This window comes from Paratractidigestivibacter sp., from assembly GCF_052362415.1.
Taxonomy (GTDB): domain Bacteria; phylum Actinomycetota; class Coriobacteriia; order Coriobacteriales; family Atopobiaceae; genus Paratractidigestivibacter.
Genome location: NZ_DAWEMK010000016.1, coordinates 1 through 18,653, shown reverse-complemented (window position 1 = coordinate 18,653; position 18,653 = coordinate 1). Strand labels below are relative to the sequence as shown.

General features: G+C 68.1%; 15 protein-coding genes. 5 read left to right on the top strand and 10 right to left on the bottom strand.

Features of this window, described 5'->3' with window-relative positions; translation table 11 throughout:
- Window positions 1-12: 12 nt before the first annotated feature.
- The 8 genes from ureC to urtA all read right to left on the bottom strand — a co-directional run bounded on the left by ureC (window position 13) and on the right by urtA (window position 7,454).
- Window positions 13-1,734: an urease subunit alpha gene (gene ureC, locus ACT84W_RS03040; RefSeq protein WP_444328166.1), complete on the bottom strand. Its 1,722-nt coding sequence runs from the start codon at window positions 1,732-1,734 to the stop codon at window positions 13-15.
- Window position 1,735: 1 nt separating this feature from the next.
- Window positions 1,736-2,170, bottom strand: a complete 435-nt coding sequence (ureB, locus tag ACT84W_RS03035) for an urease subunit beta (RefSeq protein ID WP_444328165.1) — start codon at window positions 2,168-2,170, stop codon at window positions 1,736-1,738.
- A 10-nt stretch (window positions 2,171-2,180) separates the two neighbouring features.
- Window positions 2,181-2,483, bottom strand: a complete 303-nt coding sequence (gene ureA / locus ACT84W_RS03030) for an urease subunit gamma (protein WP_432290341.1) — start codon at window positions 2,481-2,483, stop codon at window positions 2,181-2,183.
- Between the two features lie 149 nt (window positions 2,484-2,632).
- Window positions 2,633-3,337: an urea ABC transporter ATP-binding subunit UrtE gene (gene urtE, locus ACT84W_RS03025; RefSeq protein ID WP_444328164.1), complete on the bottom strand. Its 705-nt coding sequence runs from the start codon at window positions 3,335-3,337 to the stop codon at window positions 2,633-2,635.
- Between the two features lies 1 nt (window position 3,338).
- Window positions 3,339-4,136, bottom strand: coding sequence for an urea ABC transporter ATP-binding protein UrtD (urtD, locus tag ACT84W_RS03020; RefSeq protein ID WP_432290339.1), 798 nt, complete (start codon window positions 4,134-4,136; stop codon window positions 3,339-3,341).
- Entirely contained in the window at window positions 4,136-5,224 is a 1,089-nt protein-coding gene (gene urtC / locus ACT84W_RS03015) for an urea ABC transporter permease subunit UrtC (protein ID WP_444328163.1), read from the bottom strand. Before urtC ends, urtD begins: the two co-directional genes overlap by 1 nt.
- A gap of 9 nt (window positions 5,225-5,233) precedes the next feature.
- Window positions 5,234-6,136, bottom strand: coding sequence for an urea ABC transporter permease subunit UrtB (gene urtB, locus ACT84W_RS03010; protein ID WP_432290337.1), 903 nt, complete (start codon window positions 6,134-6,136; stop codon window positions 5,234-5,236).
- 1 nt (window position 6,137) lies between these two features.
- On the bottom strand, window positions 6,138-7,454 hold the full coding sequence (gene urtA / locus ACT84W_RS03005; protein WP_444328162.1) for an urea ABC transporter substrate-binding protein: 1,317 nt from the start codon (window positions 7,452-7,454) through the stop codon (window positions 6,138-6,140).
- A 315-nt stretch (window positions 7,455-7,769) separates the two neighbouring features.
- Between urtA and ACT84W_RS03000 the strand changes: the two genes are divergently transcribed.
- Both ACT84W_RS03000 and ACT84W_RS02995 read left to right on the top strand, forming a co-directional pair.
- A complete protein-coding gene (locus tag ACT84W_RS03000; RefSeq protein ID WP_432290335.1) occupies window positions 7,770-8,621 on the top strand; it encodes an FAD binding domain-containing protein in 852 nt (283 codons plus the stop codon).
- Window positions 8,621-11,476, top strand: coding sequence for a molybdopterin-dependent oxidoreductase (locus ACT84W_RS02995; RefSeq protein WP_444328161.1), 2,856 nt, complete (start codon window positions 8,621-8,623; stop codon window positions 11,474-11,476). Before ACT84W_RS03000 ends, ACT84W_RS02995 begins: the two co-directional genes overlap by 1 nt.
- A 138-nt stretch (window positions 11,477-11,614) precedes the next feature.
- On the opposite strand, the gene ACT84W_RS02990 is transcribed toward ACT84W_RS02995, so the two are convergent.
- Together ACT84W_RS02990 and ACT84W_RS02985 are read right to left on the bottom strand one after the other, a co-directional pair.
- Window positions 11,615-12,007, bottom strand: a complete 393-nt coding sequence (locus ACT84W_RS02990) for a holo-ACP synthase (RefSeq protein WP_444328160.1) — start codon at window positions 12,005-12,007, stop codon at window positions 11,615-11,617.
- A gap of 144 nt (window positions 12,008-12,151) precedes the next feature.
- Window positions 12,152-13,006, bottom strand: coding sequence for a DegV family protein (locus ACT84W_RS02985; RefSeq protein WP_417576334.1), 855 nt, complete (start codon window positions 13,004-13,006; stop codon window positions 12,152-12,154).
- Window positions 13,007-13,353: 347 nt separating this feature from the next.
- Here ACT84W_RS02985 and ACT84W_RS02980 point away from each other — a divergent pair, with 347 nt between their 5' ends.
- The 3 genes from ACT84W_RS02980 to ACT84W_RS02970 form a co-directional block, all read left to right on the top strand.
- Window positions 13,354-15,162: a 1-deoxy-D-xylulose-5-phosphate synthase gene (locus ACT84W_RS02980; protein ID WP_444328159.1), complete on the top strand. Its 1,809-nt coding sequence runs from the start codon at window positions 13,354-13,356 to the stop codon at window positions 15,160-15,162.
- Window positions 15,163-15,209: 47 nt separating this feature from the next.
- Complete coding sequence (locus ACT84W_RS02975; protein WP_432290330.1) at window positions 15,210-16,952, top strand: ABC transporter ATP-binding protein; 1,743 nt, start codon at window positions 15,210-15,212, stop codon at window positions 16,950-16,952.
- A partial coding sequence (locus tag ACT84W_RS02970) for an ABC transporter ATP-binding protein (protein WP_444328158.1) occupies window positions 16,949-18,653 on the top strand: 1,705 nt, incomplete at its 3' end. The genes ACT84W_RS02975 and ACT84W_RS02970, both read left to right, overlap by 4 nt.

Genomic DNA, 18,653 nt, shown 5'->3' with positions numbered 1-18,653 from the left:
ATCGGCGTCCTCCTAAAACAGGTTATAGAGCTGCGTGAGCGGCAGCTTCCGGGCGGGCTCGCAGGTGGCGATCTCTCCGTCGACCGTCACCTTGTAGGTCTCGGGGTCGACCTCGATCGAGGGCGTGGCGTCATTCAGGCGCATGTCCTTCTTGCCGATGTTGCGGCAGTTGTGGACCGCGACGCAGCGCTTCTGGAGCCCCAGCTGCTTGGGGACCTCGAGGTCGAGGGCGGCCTGGCTCACGAAGGTGAGGCAGCTCGTGGCGCGCGCGAGGCCGTCGGCGGCGAACATGTGGCGGTAGGTGACCGGCTCGGTCGTGGGGATCGAGGCGTTGGCGTCGCCCATCTTTGACGCGACGATCATGCCGCCCTTGACGATGATGTCCGGGCGGCTCCCGAAGAAGGCCGGGTTCCACAGCACGAGGTCGGCGAACTTGCCCACCTCGACGGAACCCACGTAGTCCGAGATGCCGTGCGCGACAGCCGGGTTGATCGTGTACTTGGCCACGTAGCGGCGCGCGCGGAAGTTGTCGTTGCCGTGTCCCTCGTCCTCGGGCAGGGGCCCGCGCTGGTCGCGCATCTTTGACGCGGTCTGCCAGGTGCGGGTGATGACCTCGCCCACGCGGCCCATGGCCTGGGAGTCCGAGCTCATCATGCTAAAGACCCCCATGTCCTGCAGGACGTCCTCGGCAGCGATGGTCTCGGGGCGGATGCGCGAGTCGGCGAAGGCGACGTCCTCGGGGATGGACTTGTCCAGGTGGTGGCAGACCATGAGCATGTCCATGTGCTCGTCGAGGGTGTTCACCGTGAAGGGCATCGTCGGGTTCGTCGAGCTGGGCAGGATGTTCGGCTCGGCCGCCGCGCGGATGATGTCGGGCGCGTGCCCACCGCCGGCGCCCTCGGTGTGGTAGGTGTGGATAGCGCGCCCGCCGATGGCGGCGATGGTGTCCTCCACGCAGCCGGCCTCGTTGAGCGTGTCCGTGTGCAGGGAAACCTGCACGTCATAGGCATCGGCCACGTTGAGCGCGTGGTTGATGGCCGCCGGCGTCGCGCCCCAGTCCTCGTGGACCTTGAGGCCGAGCGCGCCGGCCTCGACCTGCTCGGCGAGCGGCCGCTCGTCGGAGCAGTTGCCCTTGCCGGTGAAGCCGAGGTTCATGGGGTAGTCCTCGGCGGCCTTGAGCATCATGTGGATGTTCCAGGGGCCGGGCGTCGAGGTCACGGCGTTCGTGCCGTCGGCGGGGCCCGTGCCGCCGCCGATCATGGTGGTCACGCCGGAGTAGAGCGCGCAGTCGATCTGCTGCGGGCAGATGAAGTGGATATGGGTGTCGATGCCGCCGGCGGTCACGATGAGGCCCTCGCCCGCGAGCGCCTCGGTGCCCGCGCCGACGACCATCCCGGGCGTCACGTTGTCCATCGTGTCGGGGTTGCCTGCATGGCCGATCCCCACGATGTAGCCGCCCTTGATGCCGATGTCGGCCTTGTAGATGCCGGTGTAGTCGAGGATGAGCGCGTTGGTGATGACGAGGTCGAGCACGCCGTCGGCGCTCGTGCCCTTGACGTTTTGGCCCATGCCGTCGCGCAGGGTCTTGCCGCCGCCGAACTTGGCCTCGTCGCCGTAGGTCGTGAGGTCGCGCTCGACCTCGATCACGAGGCTCGTGTCGGCGAGGCGGACCTTGTCGCCCGTCGTCGGGCCGTACATGGCCGCGTACTTCTGCCTGCTGATCTGCAAAGACACGCTACTCATCCCCCCTCAGGCCCTCGACGCCCGCGTCCCAACCGGGCGCGAATCCGCAGGCCACGCCCTCAACGTACTTGTCGAACCCGCGGCGATGCGCGCGCTCGAGGCTCGCGGCCTCGTTGCGCGCCACGGCCTCGGAGCGCGTGAGGTCGTTCAGGCCGTAGACGGTGCGCGCGCCGCCGAGCTCGACCAAGCGCACGACCTTCTCCTCCCCCGGCTCGAAGCGCACGGAGTTGCCCGAGGGCACGTCGAGGCGATAGCCGAACGCCGCCGCGCGGTCGAAGCTGAGGCAGCGGTTGACCTCAAAGAAGTGGAAGTGGCTGCCGACCTGAACGGGCCGGTCGCCGAGGTTGGTCACGGAAAGCTCGATGGTCTTGCGCTCGGCGTTGAGCTCGATGTCGCCATCGGCGCAGATGACTTCTCCTGGAATCACGGGGCGCCTCCTACTGGATGGGGTCGTGGACGGTGACGAGCTTGGTGCCGTCGGGGAACGTGGCCTCGACCTGCACCTCCTTGACCATGGCGGGCACGCCGTCCATGACGTCGTCGGCCGTGAGGATCTGGCGGCCCATGCTCATGAGCTCGCTGACGTCGTGCCCGTCGCGGGCGAGCTCGAGCAAATCGGAGCTGATGAGGGCGACCGCCTCGGGGTAGTTGAGCTTGAGGCCCCGGTCGCGGCGCTCGTGCGCGAGCTGGCCGGCCAGGTGGAGCATGAGCTTCTCCTGGTCCTTATCGTTTAGTCGCATCGTCGTCCTTTCCACGGGTTTCACTCGCCTGTATCCTACGGCCGTCGCGGGACAAGAAAGAGACCCTTTACGCCCCGGGACCGAGCGCGTAACACCGCGAAACATCGCGTAACAATTGGGGCCGGCAAGAAGGGCGCGGCACGCAGGCCCTACAGCGACATCGTCTGCTGGAGCCTCTCTTGATCGAGCTCGGCGGGCGCGCCGCTCATGATGACGCGGCCCTTCTCGAGGACGTAGCACTCGTCTGCGATGCCGAGGACGAACTCGAGGTACTGCTCGACGATGAGCACCGCGATGTCCTTCGAGATCCGGCGCAGCACGTCGCCGATCTCGTCGATGACGTTGGGCTGGATGCCCTCGGTGGGCTCGTCGAGCACAAGGACCTTCGGCTTGCCCATGAGCGCACGGGCGATGGCGAGTTGTTGCTGCTGCCCGCCGGAAAGGTCGCCGCCGCGCCGGTCGAGGAACTCGCGCAGGATGGGGAACGTCTCGAAGATCGACTCGTCGATCTGCCCCTTGCCGCCGCGCGCCTCGAGACCGAGCTGCAGGTTCTCGCGCACCGTGAGCTGCGGGAAGATCTCGCGCCCCTGCGGCACGTAGCCGATGCCGGCGTGTGCGCGCTCGTAGGGCGGCAGCGCCGTGACGTCGGCGTCCTCGACGAGCACCCGTCCCCGCGCCGCGGGCAGAAGGCCCATCACGGTCTTGAGCGTCGTCGTCTTGCCCGCGCCGTTGCGCCCCACGAGGCAGGTCACGCGCCCGCGCGCCGCCGCGAGGTCGACGCCCTGCAGCACCATGCCCTCGCCGTATCCGGCCCAAAGGCCGCTGACCTCGAGGGTGGGTTTCTCGTCCGTCATCCTAAGCCTCGCCTCCTCGTCCCAGGTACACATCGATGACCTGCTGGTTCTTGGACACCTCGTCCATCGTGCCCTCGTCGAGGATCCGCCCCTCGTGGAAGACCGTGACCTTATCGGACACGTCGCGGGCGAACTGCATGTCGTGCTCGACCACGATGACGGAGCACTCCTCCTTGACCTTCTGGAGCAGCTCGGCGGTGTGCTCGGTCTCGCGGCGGCTCATGCCGGCCACGGGCTCGTCGAGCAGCAGCAGGTCGGGGCGCTCGGCGAGCAGCATGCCGATCTCGAGCCATTGCTTCTCGCCGTGGGAAAGGCGCGTCGGGTAGTCGAACTTCTTTGCGTCGAGGCCGATGAAGTCGAGGACGTAGCGGATGTGGTCCTCGGTGTCGGCCGAGAGCTTCTTGAAGGTCGTCGAGTACAGGGTGTGCTTGCCGGCGGCGGCGAGCTCCATGTTCTCGAGGATCGTGATGCCGTTGAAGACCGAGGGGGCCTGGAACTTGCGGCCGATGCCGAGGTTCGCGATCTTGTACTCGCGCATGCGGGTCAGGTCGTACTTGCCCTTGTAGAGGATGTGGCCGCCGGAGACCTTGTTCTTGCCGCAGATGGCGTCGAGCATGGTCGTCTTTCCGGCGCCGTTGGGGCCGATGAAGAAGCGGATCTCGTTTTGGCCCACGGAGGTGGAGACGTCCTTGATCGCCTTGAAGTCGCCGAAGCTGATGCTCACGTCCTCGATGGACAGAAGCGCGGGGTCCTTCGCGGCCGCCGCGGGGGCGGCGAGCGCGGTGCTGAAGAGTGCCATTACGCCCGGCCTCCTTCCTGTTCGAGCTCGGGTATGTTCTCGGCGCCGGCACGGCGGGATCTCCAGGCGCGGAGGCGCGCCGGGACGTCCTTGATCGACATCAGGCCGCCGGGGAGGAAGAGGATCACGAGCACGCAGACGAGGCCGAGGCCGTAGCTCCACAGGTCGGGGAAGCCCTCGGAGGCGAAGGTCTTGACCCCGTTGACCAGAAGCGCGCCGAGGACGGGTCCGGCGAGCGTGCCCTTGCCGCCGATGGCGACCCAGATGATCATCTCGATCGAGGGGCTCACGGCGACGTCGGAGGGCGTGATGATGCCGACCTGGCTCACGTACAGGGCGCCCGCGATGCCGGCGATGGCGGCGGAGAGCGCGTAGACGAACACCTTGAACAGCGCGGTGTTGTAGCCCGTGAAGCGCACGCGGTTCTCGGAGTCGCGGATGGCGATGAGGATCTTTCCCACGCGGCGGCCGACGAGGACCGAGCACAGGGCAAAGAGCGCGACGAGCACGGCGAGGGTCACGTAGTAGAGGGCGAGCTTGGTCGCGGGCGCGTCGAGCGGCAGGCCCAGCAGCGTGTCGAAGTCGGTGAGGCCGTTGGAGCCGCCGGTGTACTGCTGGCAGCCGATGAGCAGCACCGAGAGGATCATGGCGAGCGCCTGCGAGAGGATGGTGAAGTACACGCCGCGGATGCGGTTGAGGAAGGTGAGGAGCCCGATGACGACGGCGACCACGACGGGCACGACGACGATCATCGCGAAGGCGAAGCCGGCGTTGCCGAAGGGCACCCACCAGAAGGGCAGCGCGTCGAACCCGCTCCAGGTCATGAAGTCGGGAAGCCCGCCGCCGGAAGCCTCGAGCTTGAGGTACATCGCCATAGCGTAGGCGCCGAGGCCGAAGTAGACGCCGTGGCCCAGGCTCATGATGCCGGTGTAGCCCCAGATCATGTCGAGGCCGAGCGCCACGATGGCGAAGCACATGTACTTTCCGATGAGGCTCACGCGGAAGAGCGGGAGCATGAGGGGCAGGACGGCGAGCACGATAAAGACGACCGCCGCCACGACCCACTTCTTTGATTTCTTCTCGGTCATTGCGTCCCCTTAGTCCTCGAGCGAGCGGTTCCTGGTCTCGAAGAGACCCTTGGGCTTGAACTGGAGCAGCACGATGATGCAGGCGAAGATGAGCACCTGGCCGAGCGAGGCGTCGGTGAAGAACTCGAAGGCCGACTGGCCGATGCCGATGAACGCCGCGCCGAAGACGCTGCCGAAGATCGACCCCACGCCGCCCACGACGACGGTCATGAATGCGTTGACGATGTAGTTCTGGCCGAGCGTCGCGCCGATGAGGCCGATCCAGGTGAGGGTGCAGCCGGCGAGGCCCGCCAGCCCGCAGCCGAAGGCGAAGGTCGCGCCGTCGACCGCGCGGGTGTTCACGCCGAGCGAGGAGGCCATCTGGCGGTTCTGCATGACGGCGCGGATGTTGCGGCCCCAGCGCGTGCGGAACATCAGGACATAGACGGCAAGAAGTGCCAGAAGCGCGATCACGAGGATCCAGATGCGCGTGTAGGGCAGGTAGACGTCGCCGATGCGCAGCGACCCCTGCATGTAGGCCGGGACCTCGACGCCGACGTTGGCGGAGCCGAAGATGTTGCGCGCGGCCTGCTGCAAGATGAGGCTCACGCCCCAGGTCACGAGCAGCGAGTCCTCGGTGCGCCCGTAGAGGCGGCAGATGACGAGCTTCTCGAGGACGAGGCCGAGCGCCGCCGCGACGACGAAGGACGCGACGATGGCCACGGGCACGTAGGCGCCGAGGGCGGCGGGCGCGAGGTCGCGGAAGGCGTTCTGCACCACGTAGGCCGTGTAGGCGCCGATCATGATGAACTCGCCGTGCGCCATGTTGATGACGCCCATGAGGCCGAAGGTGATGGCCAGGCCGATGGCGGCCAAAAGCAGGATGGAGCTCAGGCTGATGCCGTTGAACACCTGCATGATCACTGTTTCCACGTCACGCCTCCTTCTTGCTCAGGCCCGCCGCCCAGTCGTAGCCCTTGAGGTAGGGGTCGGGCTTGACGGAGTCGCCCGTCGACCAGACCTCGTCGATGAGGCCGTCGGCGTTGATGCGCCCGATGCGGACGGGCTTGTACATGTGCTGGTTCTCGCCGTCGATGGTCATCGTGCCCTCCGGGGCGTCGAAGGTGATTCCGCCCGCCGCGGCGCGCACGGCGTCGACGTTCGTGGAGCCGGCGGCCTCGACGGCGGCCTTCCAGAGGTAGACCGCGTCGTAGCCGGCCTCGATGGGGTCGTCGGTCACGCGCGAGTCGCCGTAGGCGGCCTTGTAGGCGGCCACGAACCTCCGGTTTTCGGGGGTGTCGGTGGACTCGTAGTAGTTCCAGCTCACGAGGTGGCCCTCGACGTAGGAGGCGCCGATGCCCTTGACTTCTTCCTCGGCGATGGAGACCGAGCAGGTCATCACGTCGTCGCAGGTGATGCCGGAGTCCTTGAGCTGCTTGAAGAAGCTCACGTTGGAGTCGCCGTTCAGCGTGTTGAAGACGAAGTCGGGCTTGGCGGCGCGGATCTTGTTGATGATGGTCGCGTAGTCGGTGTGACCCATCGGGGTGTAGGTCTCGCCGACGATGTTGTAGCCCTTGGCCGCGGCCTGCGCCTTGATGACGGAGTTCGCCGTGCGGGGAAACACGTAGTCGGAGCCCATGAGGAAGATGCGCGGGCCGTAGTTCTGCGCGAGGTAGTCGACGGCCGGGACGATCTGCTGATTGGGCGCGGCGCCGACGTAGAAGATGTTCCTCGACGACTCCATGCCCTCGTACTGGACGGGGTACCAGAGCAGGCCGTTCTTGGACTCGAAGACGGGCAGGACCGCCTTGCGCGAGGCCGAGGTCCAGCAGCCGAAGACGCAGGCGACGCCGTCGGAGTCGAGGAGCTTCGTGGCCTTCTCCGAGAAGGTGGCGTTGCTCGAGGCGCCGTCCTCGACGACCGGGACGAGCTTCTTGCCCAGGACGCCGCCGGCAGCGTTGATCTCGTCGATGGCGAGGACCTCGGCGTCGCGGACGGAGGTCTCCGAGATCGCCATCGTGCCCGAGAGCGAGTGGAGGATGCCGACCTTGATCGTGTCGCCGAAGACGCCGTCCGCGCCGTCGGCGGAGGACGCGGCGGAGACGGGCTCGGCGCCCTGCGCGCCCGCGGCGACGGTCGCGACGGCGCTGCCGCTGCAGCCGGCAAGGGCGGAGGCTGTGGACGCGGAGGCAGCGAGGCCCATGAGCCCCACGAACGAGCGCCGGCTCAGATTTGCCTGACGATTCGTCATCCAGACCTTCCTTTCGTCGTTGTTCGGTGCGTTCGCTTGCGGTTATACGCGAGGGCGGCGAGCGGTCTGGATTTGGCGGCAAACGGCGAAACACGATAGTTGCGCTAGGCAACATTCGTCACATCAGTGCAGGTAAACCGATATACGCGAGAAATCCCCGCGTAACGCGTAACCTCCCCGTAACCCACCAACGCTGGATAGGGGCGATATAGCTTCGAAAACACAACGCAGCACGTGTGGGGATATTAAATTGGGCCTCTGAGCTGTTGTAAAATTTGTTCTTTGCATGACAAGAAGCGCGACCGAGGAGGACCCGTGCTCAAATTCGAGCAATACGCTCGCCCCGCAAGCACAAAGGAGGCCTACGACCTCCTGCAGGAGAACCGGCTCGCCACCGTCATCGGCGGCATGATGTGGCTTCGCCTCTCGGACCGGACGATCCCCATCGGCATCGACCTCTCGGGCTGCGGCCTGGACCGGATCGAGGAGACCGACGACGCCTTCGTCATCGGCGCGATGGTCACGCTCGGCCAGCTCGAGAACCACGAGGCCTTCGCCCGCATGACGCGCAACGTCTTTACCGACGGCGTGCACGACATCATCGGCACCCAATTCCGCAACCTCGCCACCGTGGGCGGCTCGGCCTACGCGCGCATGGGCTTCTCGGACATCGTCACGGCGCTGCTGCCCCTGGACACCTGGGTGGAGTTCACCGGTGCCGGCACCATGCGCTTCGCCGACTTCGTCAACGGCGGCGCGGCGCGCGACGTCCTCGAGCGCATCGTCGTCCGCAAGCACGACTACCGCGCGAGCTTCCAGTGCGTGCGCAACTCCGCAACGGACTTCTCGACCCTCAACGTGTGTGCCGCGCTGTGGGACGACGAGTGGCACCTCGCCGTCGGCGCCCGGCCAAAGAAGGCCAAGTTCCTCGAGGGCGACGAGCTCGCCCTCCCCCGCGACTTCACGCCCGACGAGCTCGCCGCCGCGTGCGAGCGCGCCCGTTACCTCAACTACGGCACCGACCGCCGCGCGAGCGCCGACTACCGCGCCGAGCTCGCCGAGGTGCTCAGCCGCCGCGCGATCCTCACCGCCACCAACCAGCTCGACGTCGAGACCGAGCTCCGCCTGGCCGCCGAGGCCGCCAAGCCCAAGGGGGTCATCCAGTAATGAAGCTCACCTTCACCCTCAACGGCCGCGAGGTCACCGAGGACGCCGCGCCCGACCAGACCCTCTTTGCATGGCTGCGCGCGCACCACATCAAGTCCGTCAAGTGCGGCTGCGAGACGAGCAACTGCGGCCTGTGCACCGTGTGGCTCGACGAAGAGCCCGTGCTCTCGTGCTCCGTCCTCATGGCGCGCGTCGACGGCCATGCCGTGACCACGCTCGAGGGCGTCGGCCCCGCGCGCGAGGAGTTCGCCCGCTGCATGGCCGAGGAGGGCGCCGAGCAGTGCGGATTCTGCTCCCCCGGCCTCGAGATGGACGTCCTCGCCCTCGACCGCAAGCACCCCGACGCCGACGACGAGACCATCCGCCGCTTCCTCTCGGGCAACCTCTGCCGCTGCTCGGGCTATGCGAGCCAGATGCGCGCCATCCGCCGCTTCCTCGGCCGCCACAAGAACCCCGGCGGCAGGCTCTCCGAGCGCTCCGAGGCCGCCGTCGCCATGGAGAAGCAGGTCAAGGCCGCCGGCAAGGGCGTCACCTCCTCAGACCGCGGCAGCTCGCTTTCCCGTCCCGTCGTAAAGAAGGACGCCTACGCGCTTCTTGCCGGCAAGCCTGCCTACGCCGACGACCTAGCGCCCGACGACGCGCTCATCGTCAAGCTCGTGCGCAGCGGCCAGGCCCACGCCCGCGTGACCAAGATCGACACCTCCCGCGCGCTCGCGGTCCCCGGCGTCGTCGCCGTCTACACCCCCGAGGACGCCCCGCGCAACAGCTTCACGCTCGCCGGCCAGTCCTACCTCGAGTGCTCCCCCTACGACACCAGGATCCTCGACGACGTCGTCCGCTACGTCGGCGACGAGGTCGCCATGGTCGTAGCAGAGACCGAGGAGGCCGCCGCCAAGGCTGCCAAGCTCGTCAAGGTCACCTACGAGAAGCTCCCCGCCATCCTCGACATGGAGCAGGCGCTCGACAACCCGACCGTCATCCACGACGAGAAGGACTGGTCCTACGGCGCCGACCGCACGGGCGACCCCAAGCGCAACCTCGTCGCCCACGACGTGCACGAGCACGGCGACGTGGACGCCGAGCTCGCCGCCGCGGACATCGTCATCGACCGCGAGTACCACACCCAGGCCGCCGAGCAGGCCATGATGGAGACCATGCGCTCCTACGCCTACACCGACGCCTTCGGGCGTCTGACCGTCGTGGCGTCCACGCAGGTCCCCTTCCACATCCGCCGCCAGGTGGCCATCGCCCTCGGCATCCCCAAAAGCCAGGTCCGCGTGATCAAGCCCCGCGTGGGCGGCGGCTTCGGCGCCAAGCAGACCGGCTGCAACGAGGTCTACGCGGCCTTCGCCGCCATGAAGACGGGCCGCCCCTGCAAGTGCATCTATTCCCGCGTCGAGACGATGAGCTGCTCGAACTCCCGCCACGAGATGAAGATGCGCGTGCGCCTCGGCGCCCGCCGCGACGGGACCATCACCGCCATCGATCTCTATGCGCTCTCCAACGCCGGCGCCTACGGCTACCACGCCACCACGACCATCGGCCTCGTCGGCGCGAAGTCGCTGCCGCTCTACAACCGCGCCGCGAGCCGGTTCTCCTACGACGTCGTGTACACGAACACGATGCCGGGCGGCGCCTTCCGCGGCTACGGCGCCACGCAGGGCTGCTTCGCCGTCGAGTCCGCCGTCAACGAGCTCGCCGACCAGATCGGCATGGACCCCTGCGAGCTGCGCCTCAAGAACCTCGTCACCGAGGGAGAGACCCTCTGGCAGCTCGGCGAGGAGCCCCTGCGCAGCTGCCGCGTGGACGAGTGCCTGAAGCGCGTCATGCACCTCACCGGCTGGAACCGCCGCCCGATCGTCGAGGACCTCGGCGACAAGGTCCGCGCCCGCGGCGTGGCCCTCACCATGCAGGGGTCCGGAATCTCCAACGTCGACATCGCCAACGTCGACATCACGCTCGAGGACGACGGGTTCTACGTACTCAAGATCGGCGCGACCGACGTGGGCACCGGCGCCGACACCATCCTCGCGCAGATCGCCGCCGAGATCCTCGGCTGCGACGTCGACCACGTGGTCACCAAGGGCGTCGACACCGACACCTCCCCCTTCGACACGGGCGCCTACGCCTCGTCGGGCACCTACACGACCGGCGGCGCCGTGGTCAAGGCAGCCCGGGACCTGCGCGACAAGATCCGCCGCCAGGCCGCCGTCTGGTGGGAGATCGACCCCGAGGACGTCGAGTTCGACTCCGGCGCCGTCCAGACCGTCGACGGCAAGAAGCGCATGACCGTGGCCGAGCTCGCCAACCGCGCCATCGGCTTCGGCCTCAACCCGGGCATGCTCTCGGGCCACGGCTCCAACACCCAGCCGCAGTCTCCCCCGCCCTTCATCGCCGCCGTCGCGGAGATCGAGGTCGACAAGGAGACCGGCAAGTACGAGCTCACCGACTACGCCGCCGTCGTCGACTGCGGCACCGTCATCAACACGAACCTCGCGCGCGTCCAGGTCGAGGGCGGCCTCGTCCAGGGCATCGGCATGGCCATGTGCGAGGACGTGAGCTACGACGCCAAGGGCAAGATGCGCACCGACTCCTTCATGCAGTACAAGATCCCGTCGCGCATGGACGTGCCCGACGTGCGCGTGGAGTTCATGCCGAGCTACGAGCCCACGGGCCCCTTCGGCGCGAAGTCCATCGGCGAGGTCGTCATCAACACCCCCTCGCCCGCCATCGCGAGCGCCGTCGCGCACGCCACAGGCAACTACGTCCGCAGCCTGCCGATCACGCCCGAGAAGGCCCTCCACGGCGACCCCGTCGCCGCGCCCGCTCCGCGCAACCCCTCCAAGCCCGAATGACGAAAAGGGACAGTCCCTTTTCGTCATCGCACCCCGTCGGCTGATGTCGGCGGGGTGCTTCTTTGTGGCAGGGAGACGGGCAGCGGCTTTCCACCCCTTCCGTTGTGGGAAATGACGAAAAGGGACTGTCCCTTTTCGTCATTGGGCGAGGGCGATGGCCTCGACGTAGGCGGTCTCGTTGGTGACGGAGACGAGGACCGAGCTCACGCTCGCCTCGGCGTAGACCTCGGCCAGGGCGCCGTCCATGACGACCTGCGGCTGGCCGGAGGCCGCGTCGAGGCACTCGACGCGGCGCAGGTCGAAGCCCCCGCGCGTCAGCGGAGCTACCGCCTTGAAAACAGCCTCCTTGACGGCAAAGCGCCCCGCGAGGTACTGGCAGGCGTCGTGGCGCGTGCGCGCCTGGGCGAGCTCGGCAGCCGTGAAGGTGCGCGCGACGAAGGCACAGGGGCGCTCGCACGACGCCTCGAAGCCCTCGCAGATGCGGCGGAATTCCGCCAGATCGACCAGGTCGATGCCGATGCCCTTTACCAAGGGGGCCTTCTTTCTAACTCGGGAATCAGCGGGCAGGTATTCATCATCGCACCAAGCGCGACGGAAGGCGGGCGGAATCGCCGGGCAAGAAGGGCGTCTGCACAGCCGTGGGCGCCCTTCTTGCCGCCCGCGCAGCCGCATGCCTTACTTCGCCGCCGGGAACGCGACCGCGAACGAGCCGGGCCCGCAGTGGGACGTGATCACGTCGCCGGTGTCGTACCAGCGCCAGGCCTTGAAGCCGAGCTCGCGCGCGTGGGCCTCAGCGGCACGCTGGATCGAGTCCGGCAGGCCGGAGGAGCGCACGAAGTAGATGAGCTCGGGGTCGTAGTCGCCTTGGATGGCCATGTGGTCCATGAGGCCGATGGCAGCTTTCTCCATGGAGCCGCGGAGCTTCTTGGTCGCGACGAGCTTGCCGTCGATGAGCTCGATCACCGGCTTGATGCGCAGCAGCGTGGCGCCCACGAACGCCGCGTTAGAGAGGCGCCCGCCCGCGCGCAGGTAGCCGAGGTCGCCGGGGACGAAGCCCATGCGCATGCGCCCGGCGAGCTCCTCGGACCAGGCCTGGAGCTCCTCGACCGAGATATCGGGGTTCTGCGCAAGGTGGCGCGCAGTCTGCGTGACGACGAAGCCCTGGCCGATGGTCACGTGGCGCGTGTCGAACATGTGCACGTAGTCGCGCCCCTCGGCCGCGGTGCGCGCGGACTCGTAGGTGCAGGTCGTCACCGCCGAGTAGGCGATGTAGAGGATCTGCGCGCCCGGGCGCGCGGCGTGGATGCGGTCGAGGGCCTTGGCGAAGTCGCCCGGAGTGCAGCCGCTCGTGCGCGGCAGGACGCCGAGCTGGCGGCACTCCTCGAGCATCTCGGCGGGCGCGAGGTCGCCGTCGTCGATGGTCTTCTGGCCGATGGAGACGTGCATGGGAACGAGCTCGATGCCGAGCTCGGCGGCCTCGGAGGCGGGGACGTCGGAGCCGGTCTCGGCGAGGATGACGATGTCGCTCATGCTGTTGCCTTTCTACGCAGGTTAGGGTATCTTTTGAACAAGGTTCAATAATTCTGACCGTTGTTTTTGCAGGTAGATATGCACATGTAATCATAAGTCTGCGCACGGTTCAAAACGCAACCTACATAAGTGCGCGGGGTGCCCGTTAGGTGCGCGCACTTCTTTGCACAAGCCCGGCGCTCGCATCCACCCACGCACCGGGAGCGCTTCTGTGCGCATGCTGCGGAGCCGCTCCCCCGCTCCCCGCCGTATGCGGTCGGCACACCGAAATCGGAGCGTTATACTACTCAGGCTCAGATAAGCTATTCGCGACGCCGATTCACGACCTGGGGAGAGGGGGAGCGCGCGTGTACTTGGAGAAGATCAAGGGCCCGGCGGACGTCAAGGCCCTGCCCGAAGAGGCGATGGGCGCCCTTTGCGCAGAGATTCGCCGCGCGATCATCGACTCCTCCGCCGTCGTCGGCGGCCACGTCGGCCCCAATCTCGCGGTCGTCGAGCTGACCGTCGCGCTTCACCGCGTGTTCGACTCCCCGAGGGACAAGATCGTCTTCGACGTGTCCCACCAGTGCTACGCGCACAAGATCATCACCGGGCGCGCCGCGGCATTCCTCGACCCCAAGTCCTACGAGGATGTGAGCGGATTCACGAACCCGCGCGAGTCCGAGCACGACCACTTCGCCGTCGGGCACACCTCCACCGCGGCGAGCCTCGCCTGCGGCCTGGCCAAGGCGCGCGACCTCCGCGGCGGCGACGAGAACGTGATCGCCGTGATCGGCGACGGCTCGCTCTCCGGCGGGCTCGCCTTCGAGGGCCTCGACTGGGCCGCCGAGCAGGGCGGCAACATGATCTTTGTCGTCAACGACAACGAGTGGTCCATCGCGCCGGACGCCGGGGGTATCTACCGCTGCCTCGCCCGCCTGCGCGAGACGAACGGCCAGGCGAGCGACAACTACTTCCGCTCGCTCGGCCTCGACTACCGCTACGTCGCCGACGGCCACGACGTGCTCGCCCTCGAGCGGGCGCTCGAGGAGCTGCGCGGCATCGACCATCCCTGCGTACTGCATGTGCGCACCGTCAAGGGCCGCGGCTACGCGCCCGCCGAGGCGGACCCGGAGGGCTGGCACCACGTCGGTCCCTTCAACGCCGCCACCGGCGTCAAGCGCCGCAGCCCCGCCCCCCACTCCATCGACGAGGAGGAGCGCGACTACGCGCAGCTCACGGGCGGTTTCCTTCTTCGCCGCATGACCGCGGACCCGAGTGTCGTCGCGATCTCCGCCGCGACGCCCTACATCATGGGCTTCGGGCCTGAGCGCCGCGCCGCCGCCGGCGCGCAGTTCGTCGACGTGGGCATCGCCGAAGAGCACGCGATCACGTATGCGGCGTCCCTCGCCTGCGCGGGCGCCCGTCCGGTCGTCGGCGTCTACGGCACCTTCCTGCAGCGCGCCTTCGACCAGCTCATGCACGACGCGGCGCTCAACGCCGCGCCGATGACCGTCCTCGTGTTCGGCTGCTCGGTATACGGCACGAGCGATGCCACCCACCTGGGCTTCTTTGACGTCCCCATGCTCGGCTGCGTGCCTGGCCTCACCTACCTCGCGCCGACCTGCGCCGAGGAGTACCTGACGATGCTCGACTGGTCGATCTCGCGTCCGGCGGGGACCGCCGGGCCTGTGGCCATCCGCGTGCCCGCCGCCGCCCTTGTGAACAGGCCCTCGTTCGCGCCCTTGGCCGACTACTCCGCACCCGTGGCGGAGGTCGCCCGCGGCGCCGAGCACGCCCGCGCCGCCATCGTCGCGCTCGGCGACTTCTACCCGCTCGGCGAGGAGGCCCAGCGCGCCTGTGCCGCCCGCGGCATCGACGTCGCGCTCGTCAACCCCCGCTGGGCCAACGCCGTCGACGTCGAGGGCCTCGTCGCCCTCGCGCAAAAGGGTGTGCGCCTCTTTGTGACGCTCGAGGACGGCTGCGTGGACGGAGGCTTCGGCGAGCGCGTTGCCCGCGAGCTCGCCGCCGCGGACGGCGCCGCCGGCGCGCGCGTGCGCTGCCTCGGCCTGCCCAAGGCCTTCGCGGACCGCTACGACGCCGACGCGCTTCTCGCCGAGTCCGGCCTCAACCCCGAGTCCATCGCCGACCTGATTGACGCAGAACTTACCCGCTAGCGGTACGATAGCCGGAATGACCGTCACCGAGTGCAGGTCGGAGCTGTATGTTCAAGCTGAGGCGTTACCTGCGCGGGCACTACCTCGAGTGCGTGCTCGCGCCCGCGTTCAAGGGGCTGGAGGCCATCCTCCAGCTCATCGTCCCCCTCGTGATGGCGCAGGTCATCGACGTGGGCATCGCCAACGGCGATAAACCCTTCATCCTTTTGCACGCCGGCGCCCTCGTGCTGCTCGCCGTGTTCTGTTACGTCGTCGCCATCGTCGCGCAGTACTTCTCGTCGAAGCTCGCCGCGCAGTTCGGCGTCGCCTGCCGCGACGACCTCTTCCGCCACGTCCTCACGCTCTCGCGCGAGGACATCGACCGGCTCGGCCGCGCCACGCTCGTCACGCGCATCACCAACGACACCCAGCAGGTGCAGGACGGCCTGAACCTCTTTTTCCGCCTGATCCTGCGCTCGCCCTTCATCATCGTCGGCTCCGTGATCGCGGCGCTGCTCGTCGACGGCTGGGAAGGCGCGGTCCTCACCGCGTCGACCGTCGTGGCCGTTGGGTTCATCCTCTTCTTTATGGGGATCACGACCAAGCGCTACCGCAAGACCCAGCACGCCCTCGACGACGTCCAGCTCAAGACCTCCGAGAACCTCGCCGGCGCCCGCGTGCTGCGCGCCTTCCGCCAGGAGGACTCCGAGATCGCCGGCTTCCACAAGGTCGCGGGCACCGTGCGCGACCTTCAGCTCCAGGCCGGCGACCTCAGCATGTTCGTGAACCCCCTCACCTACTGCGTCGTGAACCTCGGCCTCATCGCGCTTCTGTGGGTCGGCGGCCTGCAGGTGAACATCGGCAACCTCACGCAGGGCCAGGTCGTGGCCCTGGCGAGCTACGTCAGCCAGGCCCTCGTCGAGCTCCTCAAGCTCACCTGGCTCATCACCACCATCGCCAAGGCCCAGGCCTGCGCGAACCGCATCAACGAGGTCTTCGCCGTCGAGCCCTCCCTCGCAGATGGCAAGAAGGACGCCGTCGAGGTCGCCGCGGCACAGCCCGCGGGCGAGCCCCTCGTCGCCTTCGACGACGTGAGCTTCGCCTACCCCGCAGCCGGCGGCGAGTCCCTGAGCCACGTCGACTTCGACCTGCGCCGCGGCGAGACCCTCGGCGTGATCGGCGGCACGGGCTCGGGCAAGTCCACCCTCGCCTCGCTGCTCATGCGCTTCTACGACTCGACCTCCGGCCGTGTGCTCGTCGGCGGCGAGGACGTCCGCGACCTCACGCAAGAGAGCCTGCGCCGAGAGGTCGGCCTCGTGGCACAGAACCCGCAGCTCTTCAGCGGCACCATCGCATCCAACCTGCGCTGGGGCAACGCCGACGCGGCCGAAGACGAGCTCGCGGCAGCCGTCGCGTGCGCCCAGGCGACCGAGGTCGTCGACGGCAAGGGCGGCCTCGAGGGAGAAGTCGAGCAGTTCGGGCGCAACTTCAGCGGCGGTCAGCGCCAGCGCCTCGCCGTGGCGCGCACCGTCGCCCGTCGCCCGGGCGTGCTCATCCTCGACGACGCGAGCTCCGCTCTCGACTTCGCCACCGACTCCAAGCTCCGCCGCGCCATCCGCCGCGAGTTCGCCGGCTCCGCCGTCGTGCTCATCTCGCAGCGCGTGGCGGCGGTCCGCGCGGCCGACCGGATCCTCGTCCTCGACGGAGGCCGACAGGTCGGCCTCGGCACGCACGAGGAGCTGCTCGCCACCTGCGAGGTCTACCGCGAGATCTGTGACTCCCAGCTCACGAACGAGGAGGCCCACCGATGAGCAGCCAGAACCAGGGCCGCCCCGCAGGCGCCCGGCCCGCCGCAGCCGGCGCGACCGTCGCCGGCAAGAAGGACGCCCAGCGCGACCAGACCATCCGCCGCATGCTCGGCCTCTTCTCCGGCTGCAAGGGCATGCTCGCCGCCCTCATGGCGCTCGTGTGCGTCGTGACCGTCGGCACCCTCACCCTGCCCATGCTCACCGGCCGCGCGGTCGACTGCATCGTGGGGCCCGGCCAGGTCGACTTCGGCGGCCTCGCCGACTGCGCGCGCCTGATGGCGGCGACCATCTGCGTCACCGCCGCGGCCCAGTACGCCCTCGCGCTCGTGACGAACCGCCTGGCCTACAACGCCGCCTACGACCTGCGCTGCCAGGCCTTCGACCACCTGCAGCGGATGCCGCTCGCCTACATCGACACCCACGAGCACGGCGAGGTCGCCAGCCGCATCGTCAACGACGCCGACCAGCTGACCAACGGCTTCGTCATGGGCTTCCAGCAGCTCCCGAGCGGCGTGCTCACCATCGTGGTCACGCTCGTCTTCATGTTCCGCTTGAACCCGTTGATCGCGGGCGTGGTCACCGTGCTCACGCCCTTCTCGGTCTGGATGGCCAAGTTCATCTCGAGCCACGCGAGCCGCCACTTCGCCGGGCAGACCCAGCTGCGCGGCGAGCTCACCGGCCTCGTGGAAGAGATGATCGGCGGCGCGGACACGATCGAGGCCTTCGGCGTCGAGGGGTCCGTGTGCGCCCGCGAGCGAGAGGTCGACACGCGCCTCGGGCAAGAGAGCTTCAAGGCAGTGTTCTTCTCTTCCCTCGCGAACCCCACGATGCGCTTCATGAACTCGCTGGTGTACGCCGCGATCGGCATCTTCGGCGCGTTCGTCGTGCTCGCCGGCGGCATCACCGTGGGCGGGCTCTCCGCGTTCCTCAGCTACGCCGACCAGTACGCGAAGCCGTTCAACGACATCACGGGCGTGGTCACGGAGCTGCAGAACTCCGTCGCCTGCGCGCGGCACCTCTTTGAGCTCGTGGACGAGCCGCTCGAGGAACCCGACGCCGCGGACGCCGCCAAGCTCGAGCACGTCGATGGCAAGGTCGAGCTCGATGACGTGACCTTCTCGTACGTACCCGGCAAGCCCATCCTCGAGCACCTCGACCTCACGGCCGAGCCTGGGCAGCGCTTCGCCCTCGTGGGCCACACCGGCTGCGGCAAGACGACCCTCATCAACCTGCTCATGCGCTTCTACGACGTCGATTCCGGCAGCGTCACCGTTGACGGCAAGGACGTGCGCGCCCTCACCCGCTCGAGTCTGCGCAGCGTCTGGGGCATGGTCCTGCAGGACACCTGGGTGCGCCGCGCGACCGTGCGCGAGAACATCGCCATCGGCCGGCCCGAAGCCACCGACGAGGAGGTCGTGGCCGCCGCGAAGGCCGCCTACGCCGACGAGTTCATCCGCCGCCTGCCCAAGGGCTACGACACCGTCATCGACGGGTCGGCGAGCCTCTCGGCCGGGCAGCGGCAGCTTCTGTGCATTGCCCGCGTGATGGTCGCGCGGCCGCAGATGCTCATCCTCGACGAGGCCACGAGCAACATCGACACCCGTACCGAGCTGCTCGTCCAGCGCGCCTTCGACAACCTCATGCGCGGCCGTACGAGCTTCGTTGTCGCGCACCGCCTGAGCACCGTCCGCGACGCCGACGCGA